This window comes from Nocardioides pacificus, assembly GCF_054775955.1.
In genome coordinates, this window is the sequence record NZ_BAAHCI010000014.1 from 212,660 (window position 1) to 236,555 (window position 23,896).

The window sequence follows — 23,896 nt, forward strand, 5'->3', positions numbered from 1 at the left end:
CTTGCTCACTTCTCGAGGTCAGCCGCCTGCTGAGTGGCGTCCACGACATCTTCGGGACTCGCCTCACCAGCGAACATCAGGGCGATCTCGTCGTTCATGGCGCCACCCACGGACGTGCCGAAGGCGGTGTCGAAGTACAGCTGGATGAACGGCGCGGCGTCACGGACGGCGAGCAGCTCGGCCAGGGCCGGGTCACTCACTGCGCTGCCGGCCGCCGGGTTGGTCGGAAGTCCCATGTCGTTCTCGGCGAAGCCGATCTGCACGTCGTCCGAGAGCAGGTACTTCACCAGGTCGACCGCCTCGTCGGGTGCGGTCTCGGCGACCGCCCACGCGTCACCGCCACCGAGCTGCGCGGTCGGGTCACCGGCCCCGCCCTCGACCTCCGGGAACGGGAACCAGCCCGTCTTCTCTCCCAGGCCCAAGCCGTCGTCGGTCAGGCCCTGCATGACGCCGGGCTCCCAGTGGCCGGCCAGCTCCATGGCGACCTTCTCGGTGGCGAGCAGGCCGGACGCCGAGGTGGCACCCTCCTGTGCCGGAGTGGTGAGGAAGCCTGCGTTGAACGGCTTGGCGTCCACCACGTCCTCGAGCACCTCGCCGGCCTCGACGAAGCACGGGTCAGAGAAGTCGAGGCTGGTCACGGCGCCCTCGAGGACGTCCTGGGAGCACGACCGCAGCGCGGTGTAGTACCAGTAGTGGGCAGCAGGCCACTTGTCGCCGGCGCCGATCGAGACGGGCGCGATGTCGGCGGCCTTCAGCTTGTCGACCACGTCGTAGAACTCGTCCATGGTGGTCGGAGGGGCGTCGATGCCGGCCTCTGCGAAGAGGTCCTTGTTGTACCAGAAGCCCACGACGCCGACGGAGAACGGCAGCGCGTAGGTCTTGCCCTCGTTCTGCCACCCGGCGACGTTTCCGCCGACCTTCGTGATCTCCTCGGAGGCATCCTCGGAGATGTCCTTGACGAGTCCGGCGTCGACGTGGTCGGCGAGCTCGCCGCCACCGCGCTCCATGTAGACGTCCGGGACGTCACCGCTCTGGAAGGCTGCCTCGAGCTTGTCGACCATGTCCTCGTGCGCCATCGCACTGACCTTGACCTTGATGCCCGGGTTGTCCTTCTCGAAGTCCTTGGCGACCTGCTCGTAGTAGCCCTTGCCCGGCTCGTTGTTGCTGTTGTGCCACCACTCGATCGTGTCGCTGTCACTGCCGGCGGAGTTGCCGTCGTCACCGCCGCACGCCGCCGCTGTGAACAAGGCGCCGACACAGAGAGCGGCGAGACCTGCCGCTCGAGTCTTCCTAGCCATCTGGATCCTCCTCGACTGCGCCACGCCCCAGGTGACGTGGACCACTGACATCGACTGTGGCCCTACCTATGGCGCTTGTCAATCGTTGTCGATAACGTTTTCCATCGACGTCCAGACCACCCAGCCGGAAGAGGATCTGATGAGCGCTCCAGACACGAGGACCACGCCCGCGCACCGGCTGGTCGAGGCCACCCTGTTGGTCCGCCACCCCGATGGATCCCCGCTGAGCGGGGCAGAGGTGACGATCGAACAACGACGCCATGGCTTCGCGTTCGGCAACATCGGGTTCGACTTCGTCGGCCTGGCCAACCACGAGGGCAGCGCTGCGGGGAACGTGTTCGGTGGCGCCGAGCCCGATGTGGCCGAGCGGATGGTCGACCTGTGGCTCGACGTGTTCAACACCGCGACGCTGCCGTTCTACTGGCAGGGGCACGAGACGGTCCCCGGCAAGCCCGCGACGGAGAGGCTGCGGACGACCGCACTCTGGCTGCAGCAGCGAGGTGTCGCCCTCAAGGGGCATCCCCTCGTCTGGCACACCCTCGCCCCCACCTGGCTCGAGCCACTGGATGACGAGCACATCGAGGCGACGTTGCGGGGCCGGATCCGGCGCGAGGTCACGGAGTTCCGTGGCCTGGTCACCACCTGGGACGCGATCAACGAGGCGGTGATCATGCCGCTGTTCAACAACGAGGAGACCCAGAACGCCGTGACCCGGCTGTGCCGTCGACGGGGACGGTTGGCCATGGTCCGCCTGGCCTTCGATGAGGCGCGCGGCGCGGATCCGAGTGCGACCCTCGTCCTCAACGACTTCGACCTGTCCGCGGCCTATGAGTGCCTCATCGAGGGCGTGCTCGAGGCCGGGATCAAGGTCGACGCGATCGGGCTGCAGACGCACATGCACCAGGGCTACTGGGGCGAGGAGAAGACCCTCGCCATGCTGGACCGGTTCGCCCGCTACGGCCTGCCCCTGCACCTCACCGAGACCACGCTGCTCTCCGGGGATCTTATGCCTCCCGAGATCGAGGACCTCAACGACTTCCAGCCGCCGCGGTGGCCTTCCACGCCCGAGGGCGAGGAGCGCCAGGCCGACGAGATCGTCCGCCACTACCGGACCCTGCTGTCCCACCCCGATGTCGAGGCGATCAACTACTGGGGCATGACCGACGCCGGCTCCTGGCTGGGAGCCCCCTCCGGCCTGGTCCGCGCCGACGGCACCCCGAAGCCGGCGTACGACGCCCTGCGTCGGCTGGTCAAGGAGGACTGGTGGCTGGCTCCCACCACCCGTCGGACCGACGACGAGGGCCGCGTCAGGATCAGCGGGTGGGCCGGGACCTACACCGTGTCGGCTGCTGACAGCTCGACCTCGTTCGACCTGACGCCGGAGGACACCACGCTCGAGGTGCGGCTCCCCGCCTGACGAACGCTCCAGGGCCGTTGGGCACTTCCCCGACGTGGCTGGGCGACGGGAGCCTGGAATCCCACCCTCGTACGAGGAGGACCTCATGCAGCCCATCAAGGAGGCCGCCGCCGGCTTCCTCCAGCACAAGCGCATCGCCGTGACGGGGGTCTCCCGCCACGGCGGCCACGGCAGCAACGTCGTCTACCAGCGGCTTCGCGACCGCGGGTACGACGTGTTCGCCGTCAACCCGAACGCGGAGACCGTCGAGGGCGACACCGCCTACCCCGATCTCGCCGCCATCCCCGGAGGCGTGGAGGCGGTCGTCATCGGCACCCGTCCCGACACCGCCGTGCAGACGATGCGCGAGTGCGATGCCCTGGGCATCCACGACGTGTGGATGCATCGCTCGTTCGGTGGCGGCAGCGTCTCCGACCAGGCGACGGAGTACGGGCGCGCCCACGGCATCACCGTCATCGACGGCGGCTGCCCACTGATGTTCCCGCCCACGTCCGACGGGGCGCACCGGATGATCAAGGCGGTGTGCACGCTCGCCGGCACGGTCCCCCGCAAGGTCTGATCGGACCACCCCGCGGTCTGGACGGCGACGGAGCCCTCCGGGTGCCCCTAGTCCCGGGGCGCAGCAGCGCGACGGCGTTCGGCGAGCCAGGCACCGACCACCCGGTTGAACTCCTCGGCCCTCTCCACCTGCGACCAGTGCCCACACTGGCTGAAGATGTGCACGTCGGCGTGCGGGATGACCTGGAGCAGCTCCAGGGTTCGCGATACGGGGATGACGGCGTCCTGGGTGCCATGGATCAGCAGTACCGGCACCTCGAGCCTCGCGAGCACATCCAGGTCGAGCGGCAGCGCCGTCCGGTCCCGGTCGCGTGCGGCGACCACGTCGGCGAGCCGGTCGCCGGCGGTGTCGTTGAGCGCAGACTGATAGCGCAGCTCCACCAGCTCGTCGGTCACCACCGAGGTGTCGACGACGAACATCTCCAGGGTCCGCCGTACTCCCTCGGGGGTGAGCACAGGATTGGCGTGGCCGGCGAGAGCCTGGGTCATCCGTGCACCCCCCGTGCCCATCGAGACCACGCCGAGCAACCGTTCGGGGAAGTCGATGGCGAACTGGAAGGCCAGCCAACCCCCGAGGGAGTTGCCGACGATCCACGTCTTCTCGATCCCGAGGGCGTCGAGGACGCGTACCGCGTGCCGCACCCACTCGCGGATGCCGTACGGCGTGCCCGGCGCGACCACGGTCTGCCCGTATCCGATGGAGTCGATGGCGATGCACCGCGCCTGCTCGGAGAGCGCCGGCAGGTTGAGCCACCAGTTCGCAGCCGCCGTGACGCCGGTGCCGGACCCGTGCAGGAACAGGACGGGGGCGCCCTGGCCGACCTCGTGGTAGTGGGTGAGCTCGCCGGGCGAGGTCTCCAGCCACCGGTCCTCGAGCCCGAAGAACGGGTGCGTCGTGTAGTCGGGAATCGTGGTCACATGCGCTCCTGAGGAGTCGTGTCGGCGAGGAACCCGACGAGCAGCCGGTTGAACTGCGCTTCGCGTTCGTAGGGCACCCACAGGCCGGTCTGCTTGAACAGGTGAAGCTGCGCGTCGGGGATCTGCTTGAGGAGGAACAGCGCGTTGTCGTAGCCCTGCACCTTGTTCTCGGTCCCCCACACGATCAGCGTCGGCTGCGCGATCCTTCCGAGCTCCTGCCACAGCGGCTCGGCGGGCACCCCCGCGGACTCGGCACCGGCCCGGCGTCCCTCGTCGCCGGCGACCGACTCCTGGTAGCGCTCCTCCACGAGCTCGTCGGTGACCAGGGCGCGGTCGTGCATCATCAGCTCGAGGTAGGCACGCATCTTCGTGCGCGAGGGTCCTTCCCCGGCGTAGTAGCCGCGGATCGCGCGCTGTCCCTCCGACGGCGTGGTGCTGAAGAGCGGCACGCCTCCGGCGCTGGAGACCAGCACCAGCCGGTCCACCCGTTCGGGGTGGTGCAGCGCCATTGCGATGGCTACCGCTCCCCCGGTGGCCAGGCCGACGATCGTGGCCCGGTGGACGCCGAGCTCTGCGAGCATCGCGGCGAACAGGTCGGCGTACGGCGCGTACTTGCCACCGCGCAGCTCCATCGGCTCGGAGGCGCCGTAGCCGGGCAGGTCCACGATCAGGACCCGCGCGTGCTGGGACAGCTCGGCCAGGTTGGTGCCGAAGTTGCCCCAGCCCGAGGCCCCGGGGGCCCCGCCGTGGATGCACAGCAGGACCTCCGGGCCGGCGCCGGCCTCGTGGTAGCGCAGGCCGACGCCGTTGACGGTGATCGTGCGGGAGGTGGACTCGGGGGTGAGCACAGACATCAGACCTTGACCGCCGCCGGCATCTCGCCGCCGAAGAAGTCCATGCCGTAGGCCTGGTAGAGCGGGCCGGAGTAGTTCTGCACGTGGTGCAGCGCGCTCTGGCAGTCACGCCACATCCGCTGCATCGGGTTCTTCGCGTGCAGTTGCGAGCCGCCGCTGACCTTGAAGATCTGGTCGGCCGCCTCCGCTGCCCGGTGCGAGGCCGCCACCTGGTTGCGGCGGATCTCGGCGCGTTCGCTCAGGGTGAGCAGCCTGCCGGAGGAGACGATGTCGAAGGCGCGATTCATGTCGCTGATGACGTGCCCGATGCTCGCGTCGATATCTGCGGCGGCGGGGCCGAGCTCGGAGAGCTGGAAGGGGTCGCTGCTGGCCGAGCCGAACCGGCTGCTGCGCTGCCGGGTCCACGCGACGTACGACGCCAGCGTGCCTTGCGCGAGTGCGATGGTCGCGGTGGTGATCGCGCCGGAGAAGACGACGTTGCGGGGCATCGCGTAGAGCGGCACGTCGCGTCCGGCGACGACGCCGGCGCTGCCGTCGGTGACCGGATCAGTGCGGATCAGCCGGTGCTCGGGGACGAACGCGTCCTGGACGACGATGTCCTTCGATCCGGTGCCGCGCAGGCCCATCACGTCCCAGGACTCGTCCAGGATCTCGTAGTCGCTGCGCGGGATGACGAAGTGGATCGTCTCCCGGTCGGCGACGTTGCCCTCCTGGTCGGTGATCAGCCCGCCGATCATCACCCACTGGCAGTGGTCGGTGCCGGACGAGAACGGCCAGCGACCACTGAACCGGTAGCCCCCGTCGACGGGTCGGGCCCGGCCCATCGGTGCGTACGGCGATGCGACCCAGGTGTCCGGGTCGGCGGCCCAGATCTCGCGCTGCATCTCGAGCGACCCCTGGGCGAGCTCGTGCGGATGCACACCCACCACCCCGGCGATCCAGCCGGCCGCGCCGTTGCGCTGACCGATCTCGTAGACGGCGCGGATGAAGGTCGAGGGGTGCTCCTCCTGGCCGCCGAAGTCCTTCGGCTGGAGCATCCGGATCACCCCGGAGGACCGGAGACCGGCAGCGACCTCGTCGCTGAGCCGGCCCAGCTCCTCCGACACGGGGCCATCGGCCTCCAGGAGATCGGAGAGCTCCATCACGCGGTCGAGTACGGCGTTCATTCTGTTTCCTTTTCTGGTCCGCGGTGGGTGGAGCTCAGTGGTGGTCGACGGAGTGGTGGCCCCACAGATGCGCGGTGTCGTAGCGCGTCGGGGTCCAGGTCTCGTCATCGATCTTGATCCCGCCGGTGCCGAACTCCAGCCCGACGTCGGAGGGGGTGACCAGGTAGAAGCTCGTCATCCGGTCGTTGCTGTGCCGGCCGAAGGTCTTCAGCAGCCGGGCCGGGTCGTCCTCGATGTGCTCGAGTGCGCGGCCGATCACGTCGAGGTCGGTGACCTCGAGCATGAAATGGCCGACGCCGAGGGGGCGCCCCGGGATCTGCGGGGTGAAGGCGAAGGAGTGGTGACGCGGGTTGCAGTGCAAAAACGTCGCTGCCAACCCGGGGGCGAGGTCGATGTGATCGGAGAGCCGGAAGCCGAGCACGTCGCAGAAGAGCGCCTCGTAGACATCTCGGTCCTGGACCACCTGGAGCACGTGCCCGACCCCCTCGACGCCCGCGACGAACTCAGCACCGATTGGCGAGGCGAAGCGCGCCGACGAGGTCGACAGACCCCAGAAGATCTCGTGGTCGTAGCAGTCGTCGGGGTCCCGGAAGCGGATCAGGTCCGACACCATCCGCTCCTGGGCCACCTCTGGGCCGGGGCGGGTCACCGAGTAGCCAGCGGCGGTCAGGCGGTCCTCGAGCTCGGCGAGCTCCGCCGGGCCCTTGGTCTCCCAGCCGACGGCGTCGACGCCCCCCTGATCGGAGGGGCGCACCTCGAGACGGTAGGCCTTCTCGTCGATGCGGAACAGCAGCCGGTCATCGCTGCGCCGGTCGGCCATCAGGCCGAGGACACGCTGACCGAACTCCTCCCACAGGTCCAGGTCCGTGGCACGGAGCCGGAGGTAGCCGAGTGCGGTGATGCGGGCGGTCATGTCATCTCCTGGGGGATCGGGTGGACACGAGGCGAAGGGTGCGGACGGCGCTCACTCGAGCTCGCCGTCCTCGCCGAAACGGGCCTGGATGAGGTCGGCGACCTCGCCCGCCCGTGTGCGGGCAAGCTCTCCCCAGCCGGCGACCGTCGCCGCGGCGGCTCCCGGCGGAGGGAAGCTGAGCCGAATGGACATCCGCGGCGCCCCGGAGAGGGGCACGGCGGCGGTGATCGAGCGCACGTCGTACGTCCGGCCCTCGACGAGATCGGGCTCGTAGTAGTCGAGGTGCTCCAGGTGCATGGTCTGCACCTGACGCTGGCGGCGCGGCGTCGGGTCGCCGTTGATGTAGCGGGTGACGTCCTGCCAGGTCTCCTGGTCTGGCCCCTCGCCGAGCAGCGAGAGCGAGTAGCCCTGCGTGGCGACCCTGTCGGCCAGTGCCGCGCACCGTTCGCGCACCGCGTCGTCGTTGCGCGGCAGCCGATCGATCCAACGGTCACGGGCATCCTGGTCCGCGGGGTCGAGGTAGACCGACCCTCCCGGCGCCACGTTCGGCAGACGCAGGCCGATCTCGACGAAGCTGCGGGTCGCCGAGCCGCGCTCGGTGCCGATGACCACGTCGTGGTCACCGACCAGAGCCAGCAGGGAGACGTCGGCACCGACCTCGGCAGCGAGCTCCGCCAACGGCCTCATCGCCACCTCACTGAGTCGAGCTGCTCGAATCAGGTCGTGCTCGGCGGGCGCGAGGAAGGACGACGAGGCGAAGCCACCGAAGCCGCCCTGGAAGAACAGCAGCGGACACGTCGGCCGTTGCACCTCGAGCGCGTTCACCTGCCCCAGGACGATGTAGTGGTCCCCCGCCTCGACGATCTGGTGGTAGTCGCAGTCGATCCAGGTGACCGAGTCGGCCAGGATCGGGGCGCCGGACGGTGACGGCCGCCAGGCGAGCTGGCTGAACGACTCCGTCCCGCGCCAACCGCTCACCAGGTCGGCCTGATCGGCGGCCAGCACGTTGACGCAGAAGGAGTCCGCGGCGCGGAGCTTGGCGAAGGTGCGCGAGGCGCGGTCCGGCAGGAACGCCACCAGCGGCGGGTCGATGGACACCGAGGTGAACGTGCCCACCACCATGCCGACCAGCTCGCCGTCCGCCAGCGCCGCGGTGATCAGCGCGACTCCGGTCGGATAGTTGCCCAGCGCGTCGCGGAAGGTGCGGGCGTCGATCGTCGGTTCGACGGACGCCAGCTGCTCAGACATTGCGGATCAGCCGGTAGACGTGGCTGCGCAGCTGGGCGAAGCGTGGCAGCGCCTTCGTCTCGATCTGCTCCCGTGGCGCGGGAAGATCGACGTCCAGCATCTCGCGGATGCCGGCGGGCCTGCCACCCAGGGCAAGGACCCGGTCGGAGAGGTAGACGGCCTCGTCGATGTCGTGGGTGACCAGCAGGATCGTGCTGCCCAGGTGGTCACGGACCCGCAGCAGCAGGTCCTCGAGGTCAGCGCGGGTCTGCGCATCCACCGAGGCGAACGGCTCGTCCATGACCACGACGGAGGGGCGGTAGGCAAGCGCGCGGGCGATGGCCACGCGCTGCTGCATGCCGCCTGAGAGCTGCCATGGGAAGTAGCCGACGGAGTCCGCCAGGCCCACCTCCTGCAGTGCCTCCTGTGCGATCTGCTCGCGCTCGGCTCTGCCCACGCCGGCGGAGCGCAGCGGCAGCACGACGTTGTCGAGCACGCTGAGCCACGGCATCAGCGAGCGGCTGTAGTCCTGGAAGACGATGGCCAGCCCTCGTGGCGGGGAGTCGATCCGCTCGCCGCCGAACCGGACCTCACCGTCGGTGGGCCGCCGCAGCCCGGTCAGGCACTCCAGGAGCGTCGTCTTGCCGACACCGGAGGGTCCGACGATGCACATCAGCTCGCCGCGCTCGACCGCGAAGTCGAGGCCCTGGAGGACGTGGCGCTCGCCGTACCGGTGGCCCAGGTCGAGCACCTGGAGGATGGGCCCGGCATCGCTGCCGAGGTCCACGTCGGGGACAGAGGTCGTCTGGGTCATCGCTGGTCTGCTTTCTGCTTGGTGAAGCCGCGGTGCCAGGACAGGACCCGGCTCTCGATCAGGCCGAACGTCTTGTTGGCCGCATAGCCGATCAGGCCGAGCACGATCAGGCCGGTCCACATCGCGACGATGTCGAACGTGCGCTGGGCGTTGAGGACGAAGTAGCCGAGGCCGCCCGGCGAGCCGACCATCTCGGTCAGCACCATGGCCACCACTGACATCGACAGCGCAACGCGGGAGCCGGCGAAGACCTGAGGCATCGCCGCAGGGATCACGATGTAGCGCAACCGGTGCCACCGGCTGATCCGGTAGCCGGCCGCGACCTGGTGCAGCACCGGGTCGACCGCACGAACACCCTCGACGGTGTTGAGCAGGATCGGCCAGGTCGAGACGAAGGCGATGGTGACGACCTTCATGTCTGTGTCCGTGCCGAGCACGAGCATCATGATCGGCAGGAGCGCGACGCTGGGCAGGGCGCGCATGAACTCGACCAACGGACGGGTCGCGTCTTCGAGGGCGGCCACCGAGCCGAGCAACAGGCCCAGGCCCAGGGCCACGACGAAGCCGATCGAGAAGCCCGCGACCAAGCGCAGCACACTGGGCACGGCGTCCTGGAGGAGATGGTCGAAGAACCAGAGCTCGCCCAGTCGCGTGACGACGTCGGACAGCGCCGGCCAGTAGAACGACGTGCTGTCGGCAGAGGCGACCCACCAGGCCGCCACCAGGACGACCGGGAGCCATAGCTCCCAGGCCAGGACCCGACCGAGGTTCATCAGGCGACTCACGAGACACCTCCGTTCCGAATCGAGGGGTGCCACCACAGCAGGCGTCGCTGGAGCAGCACGAAGACGAGGTTCAACAGCAGCCCGAGCACGGCCGCACTGAAGGAGTAGAAGATCGCGCGGTCGGTGTCGTTGAGCTGCATCGCCTGGAGCAGGACGTAGCCCAGCCCGTCGGAGCCGCCGAGGAACTCCGAGCTGATCGCCATCAGCAGCGAGATGGTCGCTGCGATGCGCAGGCCGGCGAACACGAACGGGAACATCGACGGAGCGACGACGTAGCGCAACCGGTGCCACCGCGAGAGATGGTAGGCACGGCCGACGCGACGCAGTTGTGGCGAGATCTCCCCGACGGCATACGTCGTCTGAATGATCACGGGCCAGACGGCCGAGACGATGATCAGCACCACGCCCAAGGTCCGGGTGGAACCGAAGAGCAGCAGGAACAGCGGCAGCAGTGCGATCGCCGGCACGGTTCGGCCGAAGTCGAGCACCAGCTGGGTGCTGCGCCTCGCCATGCTGTTCGAGCCGATCAGGAGACCGATGGGAAGGCCGATCAGGACGGCGAGGCCGAGCCCGAGCAAGGCGGTCTGCAACGACGTGGCGATGTTGACCCAGTAGTCGCCGGTCGGCAGCAGATGCGCCGCGGCGCGGACCAGGTCGACGGGAGTCGGAAAGCCGACACTGGCGCCGGGTCCGGCGGCGAACCCCCACCAGACGAGGAGCGCGGCGACGAACGCCGTCAGCCGGTAGAGCAGACGTCGCCGGATGCCTGCGGACGAGATCGGTTGCTCGGTGCGCGTCACGGCACAACCTCTCTGGAGAGACGAAGGGAAGGTGAGTCCGGCTGCCCGCCGTGAGCGGGGCAGCAGCCGGGATCAGGGACGGAACAGGACCTTGTCCACAGTGGGTGCGCTCTGGCCGAACGCGTCGTAGCGGTCGAGGTAGTCGATCGAGACCTCGATGTCCTCGTCGGTGAGCTCGTCCTCGGCGTAGACCGGGAAGGCCGCCTTCGACAGCAGGTCGGCGTCGGCGCCGAGCACTTCGGCAGCCGTTGAGACCTGGAGAGCCTTGTCGGCGTTCACCACCGCGTTGGCCTCACGGATGGCCTCGGCGAAGGACGCGACGACGTCGGGGTTCGCCTCGGCGAACGTGCGCGTGGCCACATAGACGTAGGCCGGTCCCCCACCACCCGAGTTGGTCGGGCCTACCACCCGGAGCTCGCCCTTGGCGAGCTCGATGGTCCCCACCGGCTCCGGGGTGGTGGTCGCGTCGACCTGGCCGGACTTCAGTGCTGCCAGCGGGTCAGGGCTCTCGACGAACTCGATCGTCGAGCTGTCCCCACCCGCCTCGTCCACGGAGGCTCGCAGGTCCAGCCAGGGCTGACTCTTGATCTGGGGGACCGCCACCGACTTGCCGCTCAGGTCAGCCATGGACCTGATCACCGAGTCCTCGTGGACCCAGACGTTGGCGAAGCTGAACTCCTCCTGCCCCTCCGGGATGCCGCCGTCGGTGCCACCCACGACGTACACCAGGTCGACGCCCTGACCGATGGCGGTCAACGAGGTGGCCGTGTCGAGCAGGGCGATGTCGACGTTGCCGCCGACCAGCTGCGGGACCATCTCCGTCGAAGTCTTTGCGGTCGTGAGGTCGATCTCCAGATCGTGATCGGAGAACACGCCTTCGCTGTCACCGGCGAAGGCCGGCACCCCGTTGAGGGAGGCGAAGACGGCAACCTCGAGGGCGCCGTCCGTGGCGTCGCCCGAGCCGGAGTCGTCGGACGAGCACCCCGTAGCCGTGGCGAGGGCCGTGAGTGCAGTCGCTGCGAGAACGAGGAATCGCTGAGAAGCCATGGGTGTGTGTCCTTGCGTCGTGCCGAGGGATCGGCCATCCATCTGGAGCCGTGCCTCGACGGCGTGTGACGACACTTACAAATCGTCTCGACCTCGTGGCTCGATCCCTCACCGAGTGGAATTTGGATCTGGCGCCTCGTTCCACGGCTCGAGTGGAGTCGGCGAGCCCCCCAAGAGTTCCGATAGGATGAATCTCGTTCCATTTTGTGGAACCACGGAAGGGCTTCAGCATGAGTGACATCAATGGCAAGCGCAGTGTCCTGGCACGCGCCTTCGACATCCTCAACTGCTTCAGCGGGGGCGTCGAGCGATCCGTCTCGGACGTGTGCGCCACCACCGGGCTCCCCCCGGCGACCGTCCACCGGATGCTGGCCTCCCTCGCCGAGCACGGCGCCATCGACCGCACCAGCTGGGGGCGCTACCGCCTCGGCTCCGGTCTCTGGCGGCTGGGCCATAGCGTCCACGACATCCGTACCCTGCGTGACGTGGCCCGGCCCGCCCTCGTCGATCTGCACTCCAGCACCCGTCTCCCAGTCGCCCTCGCCACCCGGTCAGGCGAAGACCTGCAGGTGATCGACAAGATCGCCGGTCGCAAGGTCGGCCAAGCGTGGGAGCACCTGGGCACGCCCCGGCTGGACGAGCACGCCGGCGGTCTGGTCCTCCTTGCCTGGGCGGAGGCCTCTGACCGACCCAGGACCGGAGCGATGTCCCCCAGCGACGAGTTCGCCTGGCGGCAGGAGCTGGCCGAGATCCGCCGTGTGGGCTTCGCCCACTCACGCCCGGGCGTCGACCAGGCCGGACCAGCGGTCTGGGCAGCGGCGCCGGTGTTCTCCGAGGACCAGACGGTCACGACCTGTGTGATGATCGGCGGCGTGCGCGGACAACATCCCCCGGTCGCCTTGGCGCGGCTCGCCAGGACCACGGCCGCCGAGATATCCGCGGGTCTCAAGGCTCATGGCTCCGCATCCGTCTCGAAGCCGGCCACGCACGGCTCCCACGCCTGATGGCCGTGCTGGCCAAGGCTGTGCTGGCCGTCGACCTGATCGCCCGCTCCCACGGAGGCGTACGGCTCGCCGACGCAGCCCAGGCACTCGGCCTCCCGAAGTCCTCCGCGCACCGGCTGCTCACCGAGCTGGCCACCCATGACGTGCTACGCCGCGATGAGCTCGGACGATTCCTGCTCGGGCCCCGACTCCTCTCCTGGGGGGTGGCTGCCGACATCAGCTACGACCTGCGCGGGATCGCGGCGCCCCACATGCAGCAGCTCAGTGAGGCGACCGGCGAGAGCGTCAACCTCCACGTCGTCCAGTCCGACCACCGGGTCTGCATCGCCGTCGTGCGAGGAGCGGAGAACCCCTTCCCACCGATCGCCGTCGGCCAGACTCTCCCCCTCGGCATCGGCGCGACCGGCAGGGTCCTGCTCGCCTTCAGCCCAGAGCCGCTGCGACAGCAAGTCATCGACGCCCTCACTGCACAGGGCAGGTCTGCGCCCACGCCCGACGAGCTCTCCCTGATCCGGGCAGCCCAGTGGGCCACCTCGGTCGACGAGCAGGAGCGGGGCCTCGCGGCTGCCGCCACGGTGATCAGGGGGCCCGGAGGCCAGGTCATCGGGGCCCTCGCCATCGGCGGCGACGTGGCGCGCTTCCCCCTCGACCGGCTGGACCAGCTGGGTCCGCTCCTGCTCGCGTCGGCCCACGCCATCAGCACCCAGCTCACCGGCCCTCCCGGCTGAGCCGGAACCCTTTCCGCTGGATGCGAGAGGACGACCACGCGTCCCTCATCCCTCGAAGACTGAGCGGGCACCACCCGCCGTCCGTCGAGAGGAACCCCGTGAACGCCGCTATCCCGCTGCAGGCCGCAGGCGCGACCGCGCAGCTGGCCGCGTTCGCCTGCCGACGCGACCGCCGGGCCGATCCCGCCACCCGGGCAGCACTGAGGGACCTGGTGGTCGACACGGTCGGAGTCGCCGTCGCCGGATCCTCAACCGAGCCGGTCCGCATCCTGCGCGGCTGGCTGACCGACGAGAGCTCCAAGGCGTCGCACTCGGCGGGCGCCGCCGTGTGGGGCGGTTCGGTTCGGGTGGGGGCCGCCGACGCGGCCCTGATCAACGGCACCGCCGCGCACGCCCTGGACTGGGATGACGCCGCCCCCTCGATGGCCATGCACCCCGCCGCGGTGCTGCTTCCGACGCTCTTTGCCCTCGCCGCGGGTCGCCGGGTCACGGGAGCCGAGGTGGACGACGCCTATTGCGTCGGCTCGGCCACGTTCCGCGCCGTCTCCGAGATCCTCCCGCACGCCACCCACTACGGGCGGGGCTGGCACAACACGTCCACCACCGGGCGTCTGGCTGCCACGGCCGCCGGCGCGCGCCTGCTCGAGCTCGACGAGAACCGGGCCCGGCACGCCCTCGGGATCGCGGCGTCGCACGCCGCGGGAAGCCTCGCCAACTTCGGCACCATGACCAAGCCGCTCCACGCCGGCACCGCTGCGCGCGACGCCGTCACCGCGCTCGGGCTGGCCGCACGCGGCTTCACCGCCAACCCCGCGCAGCTGGAGGCCCGCGGTGGCTTCCTCGCGCTCTTCGGTGAGCCCGATGCCGACCCCGCCGGCCACCGGGTCGCCGATCTGCCGGACCGTCTCGAGCACTGGACCACGGCCTGGCTGGACGACTACGCGATCAAGGCCTACCCCTCCTGCTTCGCCACCCAGCGCGCCATCGACGCGGGGATCTCGCTGCGCGACGAGCTCGGCGCGACCACCGCCGGCATCGAGCGGATCGAGGTCACGCTCGAGAGGGGCGGCACCCGACCCCTGCGCGACGCCAGTCCCCGGACCGGCCTCGAGGCGAAGTTCTCGCTGGAGTACACCCTGGCCCGCGCCCTCGTGGACGGCGACGTACGCCTGAGCCACTTCGAGGACGCCGCCCTCGGCGACCCCGACGTCGCGTCGCTGATGACCCGGATCGCCCTCAGCGAGCGCCCCGCGTCGTCCGACCCCGGCCACACCGTCGTCCGGCTGCACACCGTGGACGGTCGCCAGCTCACCCGCACCGTGCACCACTCCCGCGGCGACTCGCACCGACCGCTCTCGACCACGGAGCTCCGGGCGAAGTTCAGCCAGTGCACGGGGCCTGACTCCGCGGACTGGTTCGACACCCTCCATGAGATCCCCGACCTGGACGACCCCGCCGACCTCCAGCCGCTGTTGGCCGGACCCGGCGCCTGAGACCCCGACACACCCGAGGAGAAGCCACCGTGACCCAGACCTTCACCGAGGAAGCGACCAGCCGCTTCGTCGAGACCGCCAGCGGGCGGGTGCACTACCAGGAGTACGGCTCCGGACACCCCCTGGTGCTGCTGCACGGCTCGGGCGCCGGGGCCACCGGCTGGAGCAACTACTCGCGCAACATGCTCGCCCTCGGCGAGCACTTCCGCTGCCTGGCCGTCGACATGCCCGGCTGGGGCAAGTCCGACCCCGTCTCGTACGACGAGCGCGACCACGCCGCGACCGCGGAGCACATCCTCGACGCGCTGGACATCGAGAGGGCGGCCTTCATCGGCAACTCGATGGGCGGTGCCACCGCGGTGATGTTCGCCGCGACCCGGCCCGAGCGGGTCAGCCACCTGGTGACGATGGGCGCCGGCGTGGGCGGGGCGCACCTGTTCGTCCCCGGCGGCGGCCCGAGCGAGGGCGTCAAAGTACTCCAGCGCACCTACCTTGACCCGACGCTGGAGAACTTCCGCGACCTGGTCGACATCATGACCTTCGACCCGGCGTACGCCACCGAGGAGCTCGTCGCTCAGCGCTACCAGGCGGCGATGGACCACCCGGAGCACCTCGCGAACTTCGCCGCCGGCATCGGGCGCCCGCGCCCGCACCTGGCCTCGCACGCCCAGATCGCCGGGATCACCGCTCCGTCGCTGTTCTTCCACGGTCGCGACGACCGGGTCGTCCACTACGAGAGCACGCTCAAGCTGGTCTCCCTGGTGCCGACCTCCCGCGCCGTGCTGCTCGCAGGCTGCGGCCACTGGGTCCAGCTGGAGCACGCCGACGAGTTCAACCGCACCGTCACCGACTTCCTCCTCCACAACTGATCGGGGTACACAGAATGAACGAGGTTCACGAGCGGATCCTGGCTCGCGCGGATGAGATCGCCGAGGAGGCGGTCACGAGCGACCTGCTCGGTCGGCTCAGCGACCGGACCGCCGAGATCCTGCGCACCAGCGGGGTCATCCGGATGCTCCAGCCGAAGGAGTTCGGTGGCCAGGAGGCCGACCCGGTCGACTTCTTCCGGACCGTCCGTGACATCGGTGTCCGGTCCTCCTCGGCCGGCTGGGTGGCCGGCGTCGTCGGCGTCCACGCCTTCGAGATGGCCCAGATGGACGGCACCCTGCAGAAGGAGGTCTGGGGCTCCGACGAGGACACCTGGATCGCCTCGCCCTACGCCCCGCTCGGGCGGGCGACCCCGGTGGACGGCGGCTACCTCTTCAGCGGTCGCTGGCCCTTCTCCTCGGGCACCGACCACTGCCGGTGGATCATCCTCGGCGGCCTGCTGGTCGACGGCGACGGCACCCCGGTGCCGGGCGGTGGCCGGCACTTCGTGCTCCCCCGCGCGGACTACGAGATCGTCCAGGACTCCTGGGACGTGCTCGGCCTGCGCGGGACCGGCTCGAAGGACATCGTCATCAAGGACGCCTTCATCCCGGCCCACCGCGTCTTCGACCCGAGGCCGATGGAGGACGGCGGCCTCGCCGCCGAGGTCGGTCGCGGCGACTCCGCCGTCTACCGGATGCCCTTCCATCCCATGTTCACCGCCGGGATCACGACCGCCACGATCGCGATGGCCCAAGGCGCCCTGGCGGCGTTCGTCGCAGCGATGCGCAGCCGGGTCACCGCTCGCGGGGTGAAGACTGCCAGCGACCCGCACCAGCTCGCCGTGCTCGGGCGCGCGTCAGCAGATCTGGCCGCTGGTGAGATCCAGCTCTTCGACGACCTGCAACGGATGTGGGAGCAGGCACAGCGCGATGAGCGCTTCTCCCCCGCCGACCGACTGCTGGTGCGCCGCAACCAGGTGCGCATCTCCCGGCGCGCGGTGGACGTCGTCGACGAGCTCTTCCTGCACGCGGGGGGCTCGGCTCTGCGCGCGGACTCGCCCATGCAGCGGTTCTGGCGCGACATCCACGCCGCGGTCAACCACGCCAGCAACAACGCCGACCCGATCTACCAGGCCTATGGCCTGCAGACCTTCGGCAACCCGCTGCCTGCCTCGGTCCTCTTCTAGGCCCGATGCTCAGCCCCGCATCACCCGGTCGATGACGGCGTCGAGGTCGCCCGGGACCTCCCCCAGCCGGGCGATGACCGCCGAGCGCACTCTCGCGCGCACGGGCGGGTCCGAGCCGGGCGACGCCGGGCCGTCGACGGCCTCGACCCGGCGGATGGACACCCCGCGCTGCTGGGCCTGCTCGCGGGCCAGGTCGGTGACGGTCGTGCGCGGGTCGACCTCGAGCACTGTCTCCCCCCGGTCGGCGATCTGATCGATCTCGGTCTTGGTGATGAACCTGCGTGCCACGGTGGCCTCCTCAGCGTCCCGCGATGGATTCGATCGCCGTCACGGCGGCGTCGCGGGCGGCGAGGATGTCGGCCTCGCTGCCCGCCATCCACAGCCGGCCGAAGCGGCCGACCGAGGTGATGTGCATCAGGTTGACCGGCGAGGCCTTCTCGGCCTCGTTGGCCGCCAGGTTGATGTACGCCGCCGGGGCGACCTCCATGACCAGCATGGTCTGACCGGCGACGAGCATCGTGCCGCGGGTGAAGCGGTTGAGCAGCTGGGCCTGGTAGGGGTTGACGTTCGTGATCACCTGCATCGACGCGATCTCGGGGCTCACCCGATCGCCCTCCACCTGGCCGAGCTCCTCGAGGGTCACCTCGCCCGCACGAAGCACATCGGCCTGCGAGAGCGAGTGCACCTCGAACATGCCGAACTCACGCTCGACGATCTGCGCCCCCGGCCGCACGTCGGTGCTCTTGACCACCTTGTCCACGACCCGGAAGACCCAGTTGCCTGGTGCCATCTCGACATACAGGCAGGCCATCCCCTCCACCGGCGGGTCACCCTGGGTGATCGTCCCGACGAACGCGGCGTACTGCGGTTGCATGCGGTCCAGGTGCACGTAGGCACGGAGCTGGAACTCGTCGCCTGCCATGGTCATCCTCCTCGCCGTGGGTCTGCCCACGAAGCGCTGTCGCCGGTGTCGTGCAGTGCGACGCCCAAGGGCGTGACGAAGAGCGGGTTGCCCGGCACCACCGTCGGGACGCCGGTCACTGCCCCGACCACGTCCGCGATGCCGGTGAACGCGCTCGTGCCGCCGACCAGGTAGATCTGCTCGACGCCCTGCCCCTCGATCTGCCGCGCCACGATCGTGGCGATCTTCTCGAGCACCGGCCGCACCACCGGCAGGAGACGCACATGGTTGGCCGTCTCCCGCTTCATCAGCTCGGCTTCCTCGAAGGGGATCTTGCCGGCACCCGCGATGACCAGGCTGAGATGCGTCCCGCCGGTCGGCTCATCAGCTGTGGTGATCACCCGGCCGTCGCGCAGGATGGCGATGCCGGTCGTGCCGCCGCCGATGTCGACCACGGCACCGTCGCGGGCCCCCAGCACGGAGTTGGCCGCCGTGGGCTCGTCCACCACCGCCGTGCATGTCAGTCCGGCAGCCTCGACGACGTACCCGTGAGCCCGGTGGTCACTCGCGGAGACGCCAGGAGGGATCGTCACGGCCGCGGTGTCGAGCACGCGCCCCAGCCGCTCCTCCACCTCCGCCTTCAGCTCGCGGACCAGCGCGACGGCTCCCATGTAGTCGAGCACCACCCCGTCGCGCACCACGTCCGCGAACCGGTAGGCGCCGGCGACGGGCGTGCCGCTCTCGTCGACCACGAAGAGCACGGTGAAGGCGGTCCCCAGGTCCACGCCGACGCGCAGCGGTCCGGTGGCCGTGACGGGAGCCTGGCTCCCCATCACCGCATCGGCCGCGGCGAGCAGCCGGGCGAGGTCCGGATTCAGCGGCTTCACCAGGGGTCTCCTTCACGGGCCGCGAGTCGCAGCTCCAGGTAGTACACGATGCTCGATAGCCGGTTCAGACCGTGCACGATGCTCGCGCCGAACGGGTGATGGGGCGACTCGAAGGCGTCGAGCGCCACGATCTCCACCTCGCGCACCTGGCAGCGCAGCAGGTTCAGCCAGTGCAGCAGCTCAGGGTCGACCGGAGCGAGGAGCAGGTGGTCGACCCCGAGCTCGGAGCGCGGGTCGTGCGTGGCCGCATGGATCTCGGACTCACTGCGTCCGTCGACGGACGGGGCCGCCGCGAGCCGCTCGTTGTACTCCGCCGACATCAGCTCACGGCAGTACGCCGCGACGGTCCCCAGATGCTGCTGGAGCTCCGGGTGTCCCGCTGCTCCCGCCCGGGCGGCGACGAGCAGCGCCAGGGCCTGGAGGCTGTCGACGCGTCCGCGCAACCGGATCCGCGGTGCGTTCTTCGGCGCGAAGTGGCAGGCGTTCAGCTGGGTGAGGACGTCGGGCTTGTCGGTGACCGTGGTCCCGCAGGTCGTGCAGCGCGGGGCGGCCCCCTCCAGCACGACGGGGAAGCTGCTCGCCTTGTCCCAGGAGGGCGACGCCGCCCCCCGGCCCTCGCTCGTCGCCGGAGGGGACTGCCCCTCCACGAGCTCGAGCTGCCAGTGCGCCACGAAATCCGCGGCGGCCGGAGAGAGCGCCGCACCCGCGGGCACGGTGACCCGGGCTCCGGCCCGCGGTCTACGCAGCTGCTCGCGCAGCGCGGACTCGGTGACGATCACGTCAGTCCCGCCTCCCAGTCCGCGGGGAACGTCACGTAGAGGAACTTCGCCCACGAGGGCGTCCCGAACGTGATCGCGGTGCCCTTGGGGACATAGAGGACGTCACCGGGTCTGCCGACCACCGGGCCGGAGGGGAGGCCGATGTGCAGCTCTCCCTCGATGACGTACTCGATCTCGTCGTAGGTGAGCGTCCACGGGAAGCTCCCGCGGGTCAGCGTCAGGAACCCCGCGGCGATCGGCGAGCCGTGCGCGGAGGTGACCACGTCGCCGCACATCACGTTCTGCCCCGGCTGGGGGCCTTCGTGAGGGAACGGCTCCAGCGTGATGTCTCGGGCATCGACATGCCGCACCGGCGGCCGCGTGCTCGCTGCAGGCTCGTGTGCTCCGACGAGCGAGGACACGATCCGCCGTACCTGGGCCTCCAGGTCCGGCGCACCACCCCGGGCGTCGGGACTCACCGGGGCGGGCCCGGCCGCAGCGGCCGGGCTCCCCTCGATCGTCAGCACGATCCCCAACTCCCGCGCCGTGTCTCGTGCCAGCGGCGTGACGATGACGCCACGCGGTACGACGAGCTCGCGTCGTCCCGCGTGCGCGGCCTCGCGCACGTCGGCTGCCGTCAGGGCACGGCGGACCGTCCCAGGCATGGTCATCGTCTCGACTCAGGTGTCGTGACGACGGTTCAGGTCTCGTCGGTGGTGTCGCCGGTGTGAGGGAGGATGCTCTCGACGTCCCCGTGCGGGCGCGGGATGACGTGCACGGAGACCAGCTCGCCGATCCGGTCGGCCGCGGCTGCTCCGGCGTCCGTGGCGGCCTTGACCGCACCGACGTCGCCGCGGACCATCACGGTGACGTAGCCGCCGCCGATCATCTCCTTGCCGATCAGCTTGACGTTGGCCGCCTTCACCATGGCGTCGGCCGCCTCGATCGATCCCACGAGACCCTTGGTCTCGATCATGCCCAGGGCGATCATCTGAACGTTAGGCATTGTGGTGCTCCTCTTGTGTGTTGGGCCTGGTGGCGGTGGAACGGGTGCTCCTCCGCTGGGGACTGGGGGCTGCTCCGGAGGACCCGGAGGCTCGGGGCCGGGTGGCCCGCCGCCAGGCGGCGCGACCGGTGCCACGTCGGAGGCCGGCGGTGCCGGGACGGGTGGGTCGACGGACGGCTTGCCGCCACCGGTGGGGGGCTTGCTCATGCGGTCACCTCTTCTCTGCCTGGGTCTGGGCGAGGACCTCACGGACCACCCGGGCGATGAGCCCCGGGTCGAAGCCGGTGTCGCCGGCGCCGAACGGGACGGCGTTCGGCCGGACCTCGGCGGACGCTCCCGCCGGGTGGCCCCACGCCTCGGCGGGCGGTCGCCGCACCTCGTAGGCGAGACGCTTGACGTTCAGCAGGTGCCGCACGCCGATGTTGTCGCTGACCACCGCTCCCCCGAGCCCGCCAGGCGACAGCGTCATCGACGGCGTCAGGCCGGTCGTCGCACCGATCGCGCCGAGGCTCCCCCACGTGTTCACCAGGATCCGGAAGGCCGGCTTCTGGATCCCGAAGGCGAGGATGGCCTCCTCGTCGCGGGCGTGGATCACCAGCGAGTGACCGTCTCCGCCGAAACGAAGCAGTTCGATGGCGCGCTCGCAGCCGCGGTGCCACCCGTCCTCCTCGATGAACCCGAGGACCGTGGTGAGCTTCTCCCGCGACAGCGGATGCGCCGGTCCGACACCGCCGAGGTCCGCGACCAGGACCCGCGCGGAGGCCGGTACGTCGAACCCGGCGATCTCACCGATCCGCTGGGGGCTGCGCCCCACGAAGCGGGCGTCCATCAGACCGCCCGGCCGGAACATCAGGCCGCCGAGGCGGTCCGCCTGCTCGGGGGTGAGCCAGTGAGCCCCGCTGGCCGTCATCGCCGCGCGCAGGCGTCCGGCGATCGGCCGGTCGGCGACCACCGCCTGCTCGGAGGCACAGATCGTGGAGTGGTCGAACGCCTTCGAGCTCACGATGTCGGCCGCCGCCTGCTCGACGTCGGCGCTCCGGTCGACGTAGACCGGCACGTTGCCGGGGCCGACACCGAGTGCCGGCTTCCCCACGCTGTGCGCCGCCTTCACCATGGAGGTGCCCCCGGTGGCCAGCACCATCGACGTCGCGTAGTGGCTCATCAGCTCGTGGCTCCCCGGGAGCGTGACCGTGCGCAGGCAGCTGACCAGGCCGGCCGGCATGCCGGCCGCCTCCCCGGCCTGCGCCATCACCCGCACCGCCTCGAAGGTGCACTCCACCGAGCTGGGGTGAGGCGCGACGACCACGGCGTTGCGCGCCTTGACGGCGATCAGCACCTTGAAGATCGCCGTCGACGTGGGGTTGGTCGACGGGGACAGCGCGGCGATCACGCCGACCGGCCAGCCGATCTCGACGACGTGGTTCTCCTCGTCGCGGCGCAGCACCCCGCACGTGGGCGTGTCCTTGATCGACTCCCACACGTCGCGGCTCGCGAACTCGTTCTTCAGCTTCTTGTGCAGCACCACGCCATAGCCGGTCTCGTCGTGCGCCAGCTGGCCGAGCCGCTCCGCGGAGGCGAAGGCGGCCTCGGCCATGGCCGCGCAGATCCGGTCGACGTCGGGCTGCTCAGCGAACTGGAAACGTCGGTGCGCCTCGCGCGCCGCGACCGCGAGGTCCCGCGCCTCCTGGATCGACCGGAGGTCGGTGTCGTACGTCCGTGCGTTCACCGCCGCACCTTCTGTCTCTCAGTACTTCCGGGGGTCTCGGGCCACGTCGAGCACGGCGTCCTGGAAGGCCATGCAGGCCGCCCGGCAGGCGCTCTGGCTGCCGGACAGCAGGCCGCCACCGAAGTTCGTCTCGGACGGGGGCGCCCACCACAGGGCCATCTCGACGTCGGCTGCCTTGATCGCGGCGTCCATCGCGTACGTCGCCTCGAGCGGCGGCGCGATCAGGTAGGCCAGCGGCGTCCCGACCGGGACACCCGCCTCCTTGCTGAGGTAGGTGCCGGTGCGCGAGATCGTGTGGGGGAAGAAGTTGAGCTCCCCCGCCTCGTCGGCGCTGTAGAACCAGGCCTCCTCCTCGGCGTACTGCACGCACGCGTTGAGGCCGGCTCGGGCCTCCGCAGGGTCCGGAGCCCCGAGGATCCCCAGGATCTCGCCCGACAGCGGGCCGGAGGGGTAGCCGGAGCCCGCGTAGAAGCTGCGGGCATAGACGACCTCGACGTCGGCCTTCTTGGTCGCCTCGTCGAGCGAGACGTAGAGCGAGTCGTCGATGTCGCAGGTGATCAGCGCCAGGCTGCGGTGCTCGGGCTTCAGCTCCAGCTTGGCCGCGAACCCCGGATGGACGTTGGGGATGATCCGCGCCGCCAGGATGGTCGGCTTGACCGGGTCAAGGATGCCCATTTCGTGTTCCTCCTTCGGGATGTCCGCGCGGCTAGGAGCTCGCGGAGGTGCGTTCGCGGAGCTCCACTCCGCTGGCGCCGTACTTGAGGGTCTTCTGGATCAGCTCCACGACGTAGGCGCCCGCCTCGAGCGGGTTGGTGCCACCGTGGGTCGTGATCATGCAGATCAGGTCGCGCTCGGCGTCGGTCTTGCCCGGCTCCGGGTCATAGCCCATGTAGGCGCTCAGCGCGTCGGCGATGCCCAGACCGGGTCGCTCGCCGATCAACAGCAGGACGACCTTGGCCTGAATGATCGTGTTGACGTCGTTCATCACGCCGACGCGGCAGTTCTCGATGAAGAACGGCGTGCCCACGGAGAGGCCGGCCGACTTCAGCCCCTGCGCGATCACCGGGTAGATGTCGGCGAGGTTGTTGTCGATGGCCGCGGCCGAGAGTCCGTCACCGACGCAGATCTGCACGTCGGGGCTCTTGGTGCACCGCTGCGCGATGGTCTCCTTGGCGTCGTCGGCGAGCAGCCGGCCGAGGTCGGGGCGCAGCAGGTACTCCGCCCGGTCGGCGGCCCTGGTGTTGACCGTGAACAGGTCGAAGCGGTCCTTGACCTCCTCGGTCACCACCCCGTAGATCGCGTCCTGGGTGACCCCGTGGTCCGCCTGGAACAGCAGCAGGGATGCCGTGCGCGGGCGCGGCCCGGCCCGGCCCACGCCGAGTCGTGCGGTGGTCGAGGCCATCAGGTTGCGCAGGCCGTCGGCGTCGTAGGGGTCCGTGACGCCCATGGTGCGGCGGGCGGACTCCTCGGTCGGGTCGGGGAGATCGATCACCAGGTCTCCCTCGGAGGCGGCGGCCGGCGCGGGCGCGGGGGTCGCCGC

The 23,896-nt window shown here is 70.1% G+C and carries 26 protein-coding genes; 7 read left to right on the forward strand and 19 right to left on the reverse strand.

Going from position 1 to position 23,896, the window contains the following annotated elements; translation table 11 throughout:
• Positions 1–5: 5 nt before the first annotated feature.
• A complete protein-coding gene (locus ACYU7L_RS17375) occupies positions 6–1,298 on the reverse strand; it encodes an extracellular solute-binding protein (RefSeq protein ID WP_460799250.1) in 1,293 nt (430 codons plus the stop codon).
• A 139-nt stretch (positions 1,299–1,437) separates the two neighbouring features.
• On the opposite strand from ACYU7L_RS17375, the gene ACYU7L_RS17380 reads away from it, so the two are divergent.
• Both ACYU7L_RS17380 and ACYU7L_RS17385 read left to right on the forward strand, forming a co-directional pair.
• Positions 1,438–2,715, forward strand: a complete 1,278-nt coding sequence (locus ACYU7L_RS17380) for an endo-1,4-beta-xylanase (RefSeq protein ID WP_460799253.1) — start codon at positions 1,438–1,440, stop codon at positions 2,713–2,715.
• Between the two features lie 85 nt (positions 2,716–2,800).
• Complete coding sequence (locus ACYU7L_RS17385; RefSeq protein WP_460799255.1) at positions 2,801–3,274, forward strand: CoA-binding protein; 474 nt, start codon at positions 2,801–2,803, stop codon at positions 3,272–3,274.
• Positions 3,275–3,321: 47 nt separating this feature from the next.
• Here the strand turns inward: ACYU7L_RS17385 and ACYU7L_RS17390 are convergent, their stop codons facing one another.
• The 9 genes from ACYU7L_RS17390 to ACYU7L_RS17430 all read right to left on the reverse strand — a co-directional run bounded on the left by ACYU7L_RS17390 (position 3,322) and on the right by ACYU7L_RS17430 (position 11,797).
• The gene (locus tag ACYU7L_RS17390) at positions 3,322–4,191 is read right to left on the reverse strand and encodes an alpha/beta fold hydrolase (protein WP_460799257.1); all 870 of its coding nucleotides are present in this window, start codon (positions 4,189–4,191) and stop codon (positions 3,322–3,324) included.
• Positions 4,188–5,045: an alpha/beta fold hydrolase gene (locus ACYU7L_RS17395; protein ID WP_460799259.1), complete on the reverse strand. Its 858-nt coding sequence runs from the start codon at positions 5,043–5,045 to the stop codon at positions 4,188–4,190. Before ACYU7L_RS17395 ends, ACYU7L_RS17390 begins: the two co-directional genes overlap by 4 nt.
• Positions 5,045–6,211, reverse strand: coding sequence for an acyl-CoA dehydrogenase family protein (locus ACYU7L_RS17400; RefSeq protein ID WP_460799261.1), 1,167 nt, complete (start codon positions 6,209–6,211; stop codon positions 5,045–5,047). Before ACYU7L_RS17400 ends, ACYU7L_RS17395 begins: the two co-directional genes overlap by 1 nt.
• Before the next feature lie 34 nt (positions 6,212–6,245).
• On the reverse strand, positions 6,246–7,124 hold the full coding sequence (locus tag ACYU7L_RS17405) for a VOC family protein (RefSeq protein WP_460799263.1): 879 nt from the start codon (positions 7,122–7,124) through the stop codon (positions 6,246–6,248).
• Between the two features lie 51 nt (positions 7,125–7,175).
• Entirely contained in the window at positions 7,176–8,372 is a 1,197-nt protein-coding gene (locus ACYU7L_RS17410; RefSeq protein WP_460799265.1) for a flavin reductase family protein, read from the reverse strand.
• Positions 8,365–9,165 (reverse strand): ABC transporter ATP-binding protein, encoded by an 801-nt coding sequence (locus ACYU7L_RS17415; RefSeq protein ID WP_460799267.1) that lies wholly within the window; start codon positions 9,163–9,165, stop codon positions 8,365–8,367. Before ACYU7L_RS17415 ends, ACYU7L_RS17410 begins: the two co-directional genes overlap by 8 nt.
• Complete coding sequence (locus ACYU7L_RS17420) at positions 9,162–9,950, reverse strand: ABC transporter permease (protein ID WP_460799269.1); 789 nt, start codon at positions 9,948–9,950, stop codon at positions 9,162–9,164. The genes ACYU7L_RS17415 and ACYU7L_RS17420 overlap by 4 nt, the downstream gene beginning before the upstream one ends.
• Positions 9,947–10,750: an ABC transporter permease gene (locus ACYU7L_RS17425; protein ID WP_460799271.1), complete on the reverse strand. Its 804-nt coding sequence runs from the start codon at positions 10,748–10,750 to the stop codon at positions 9,947–9,949. The genes ACYU7L_RS17420 and ACYU7L_RS17425 overlap by 4 nt, the downstream gene beginning before the upstream one ends.
• A gap of 72 nt (positions 10,751–10,822) precedes the next feature.
• The gene (locus ACYU7L_RS17430) at positions 10,823–11,797 is read right to left on the reverse strand and encodes an ABC transporter substrate-binding protein (RefSeq protein WP_460799274.1); all 975 of its coding nucleotides are present in this window, start codon (positions 11,795–11,797) and stop codon (positions 10,823–10,825) included.
• Between the two features lie 230 nt (positions 11,798–12,027).
• Between ACYU7L_RS17430 and ACYU7L_RS17435 the strand changes: the two genes are divergently transcribed.
• The 5 genes from ACYU7L_RS17435 (at position 12,028) to ACYU7L_RS17455 (ending at position 17,078) form a co-directional block, all read left to right on the forward strand.
• A complete protein-coding gene (locus tag ACYU7L_RS17435; protein ID WP_460799276.1) occupies positions 12,028–12,801 on the forward strand; it encodes an IclR family transcriptional regulator in 774 nt (257 codons plus the stop codon).
• Positions 12,801–13,529 carry an IclR family transcriptional regulator gene (locus ACYU7L_RS17440; RefSeq protein WP_460799278.1) on the forward strand — a complete coding sequence of 243 codons (729 nt, stop codon included), beginning with the start codon at positions 12,801–12,803 and terminating at the stop codon, positions 13,527–13,529. The genes ACYU7L_RS17435 and ACYU7L_RS17440 overlap by 1 nt, the downstream gene beginning before the upstream one ends.
• A 98-nt stretch (positions 13,530–13,627) precedes the next feature.
• Positions 13,628–15,022 carry an MmgE/PrpD family protein gene (locus ACYU7L_RS17445; RefSeq protein WP_460799280.1) on the forward strand — a complete coding sequence of 465 codons (1,395 nt, stop codon included), beginning with the start codon at positions 13,628–13,630 and terminating at the stop codon, positions 15,020–15,022.
• A 29-nt stretch (positions 15,023–15,051) separates the two neighbouring features.
• Positions 15,052–15,891, forward strand: coding sequence for an alpha/beta fold hydrolase (locus ACYU7L_RS17450; RefSeq protein WP_460799282.1), 840 nt, complete (start codon positions 15,052–15,054; stop codon positions 15,889–15,891).
• A 14-nt stretch (positions 15,892–15,905) separates the two neighbouring features.
• Complete coding sequence (locus ACYU7L_RS17455) at positions 15,906–17,078, forward strand: acyl-CoA dehydrogenase family protein (RefSeq protein WP_460799284.1); 1,173 nt, start codon at positions 15,906–15,908, stop codon at positions 17,076–17,078.
• Between the two features lie 9 nt (positions 17,079–17,087).
• On the opposite strand, the gene ACYU7L_RS17460 is transcribed toward ACYU7L_RS17455, so the two are convergent.
• From ACYU7L_RS17460 to eutC, 9 genes are all read right to left on the reverse strand, one after another.
• Positions 17,088–17,366: a hypothetical protein gene (locus tag ACYU7L_RS17460; RefSeq protein ID WP_460799286.1), complete on the reverse strand. Its 279-nt coding sequence runs from the start codon at positions 17,364–17,366 to the stop codon at positions 17,088–17,090.
• Between the two features lie 10 nt (positions 17,367–17,376).
• The gene (locus ACYU7L_RS17465) at positions 17,377–18,000 is read right to left on the reverse strand and encodes a hypothetical protein (protein ID WP_460799288.1); all 624 of its coding nucleotides are present in this window, start codon (positions 17,998–18,000) and stop codon (positions 17,377–17,379) included.
• Positions 18,001–18,002: 2 nt separating this feature from the next.
• Positions 18,003–18,866 carry an ethanolamine utilization protein EutJ gene (eutJ, locus tag ACYU7L_RS17470; protein WP_460799291.1) on the reverse strand — a complete coding sequence of 288 codons (864 nt, stop codon included), beginning with the start codon at positions 18,864–18,866 and terminating at the stop codon, positions 18,003–18,005.
• Positions 18,863–19,645 (reverse strand): hypothetical protein, encoded by a 783-nt coding sequence (locus ACYU7L_RS17475; RefSeq protein ID WP_460799295.1) that lies wholly within the window; start codon positions 19,643–19,645, stop codon positions 18,863–18,865. The genes eutJ and ACYU7L_RS17475 overlap by 4 nt, the downstream gene beginning before the upstream one ends.
• Positions 19,642–20,295 carry a cupin domain-containing protein gene (locus ACYU7L_RS17480; RefSeq protein ID WP_460799297.1) on the reverse strand — a complete coding sequence of 218 codons (654 nt, stop codon included), beginning with the start codon at positions 20,293–20,295 and terminating at the stop codon, positions 19,642–19,644. Before ACYU7L_RS17480 ends, ACYU7L_RS17475 begins: the two co-directional genes overlap by 4 nt.
• A gap of 29 nt (positions 20,296–20,324) precedes the next feature.
• Positions 20,325–20,630: an ethanolamine utilization microcompartment protein EutM gene (gene eutM, locus ACYU7L_RS17485; protein ID WP_460799299.1), complete on the reverse strand. Its 306-nt coding sequence runs from the start codon at positions 20,628–20,630 to the stop codon at positions 20,325–20,327.
• Between the two features lie 211 nt (positions 20,631–20,841).
• Positions 20,842–22,356 (reverse strand): aldehyde dehydrogenase family protein, encoded by a 1,515-nt coding sequence (locus ACYU7L_RS17490; protein WP_460799301.1) that lies wholly within the window; start codon positions 22,354–22,356, stop codon positions 20,842–20,844.
• 18 nt (positions 22,357–22,374) lie between these two features.
• Positions 22,375–23,031 carry an ethanolamine utilization microcompartment protein EutL gene (gene eutL / locus ACYU7L_RS17495; protein ID WP_460799303.1) on the reverse strand — a complete coding sequence of 219 codons (657 nt, stop codon included), beginning with the start codon at positions 23,029–23,031 and terminating at the stop codon, positions 22,375–22,377.
• A gap of 31 nt (positions 23,032–23,062) precedes the next feature.
• The coding region (eutC, locus tag ACYU7L_RS17500) for an ethanolamine ammonia-lyase subunit EutC (protein ID WP_460799305.1) at positions 23,063–23,896 on the reverse strand (834 nt) is incomplete at its 5' end.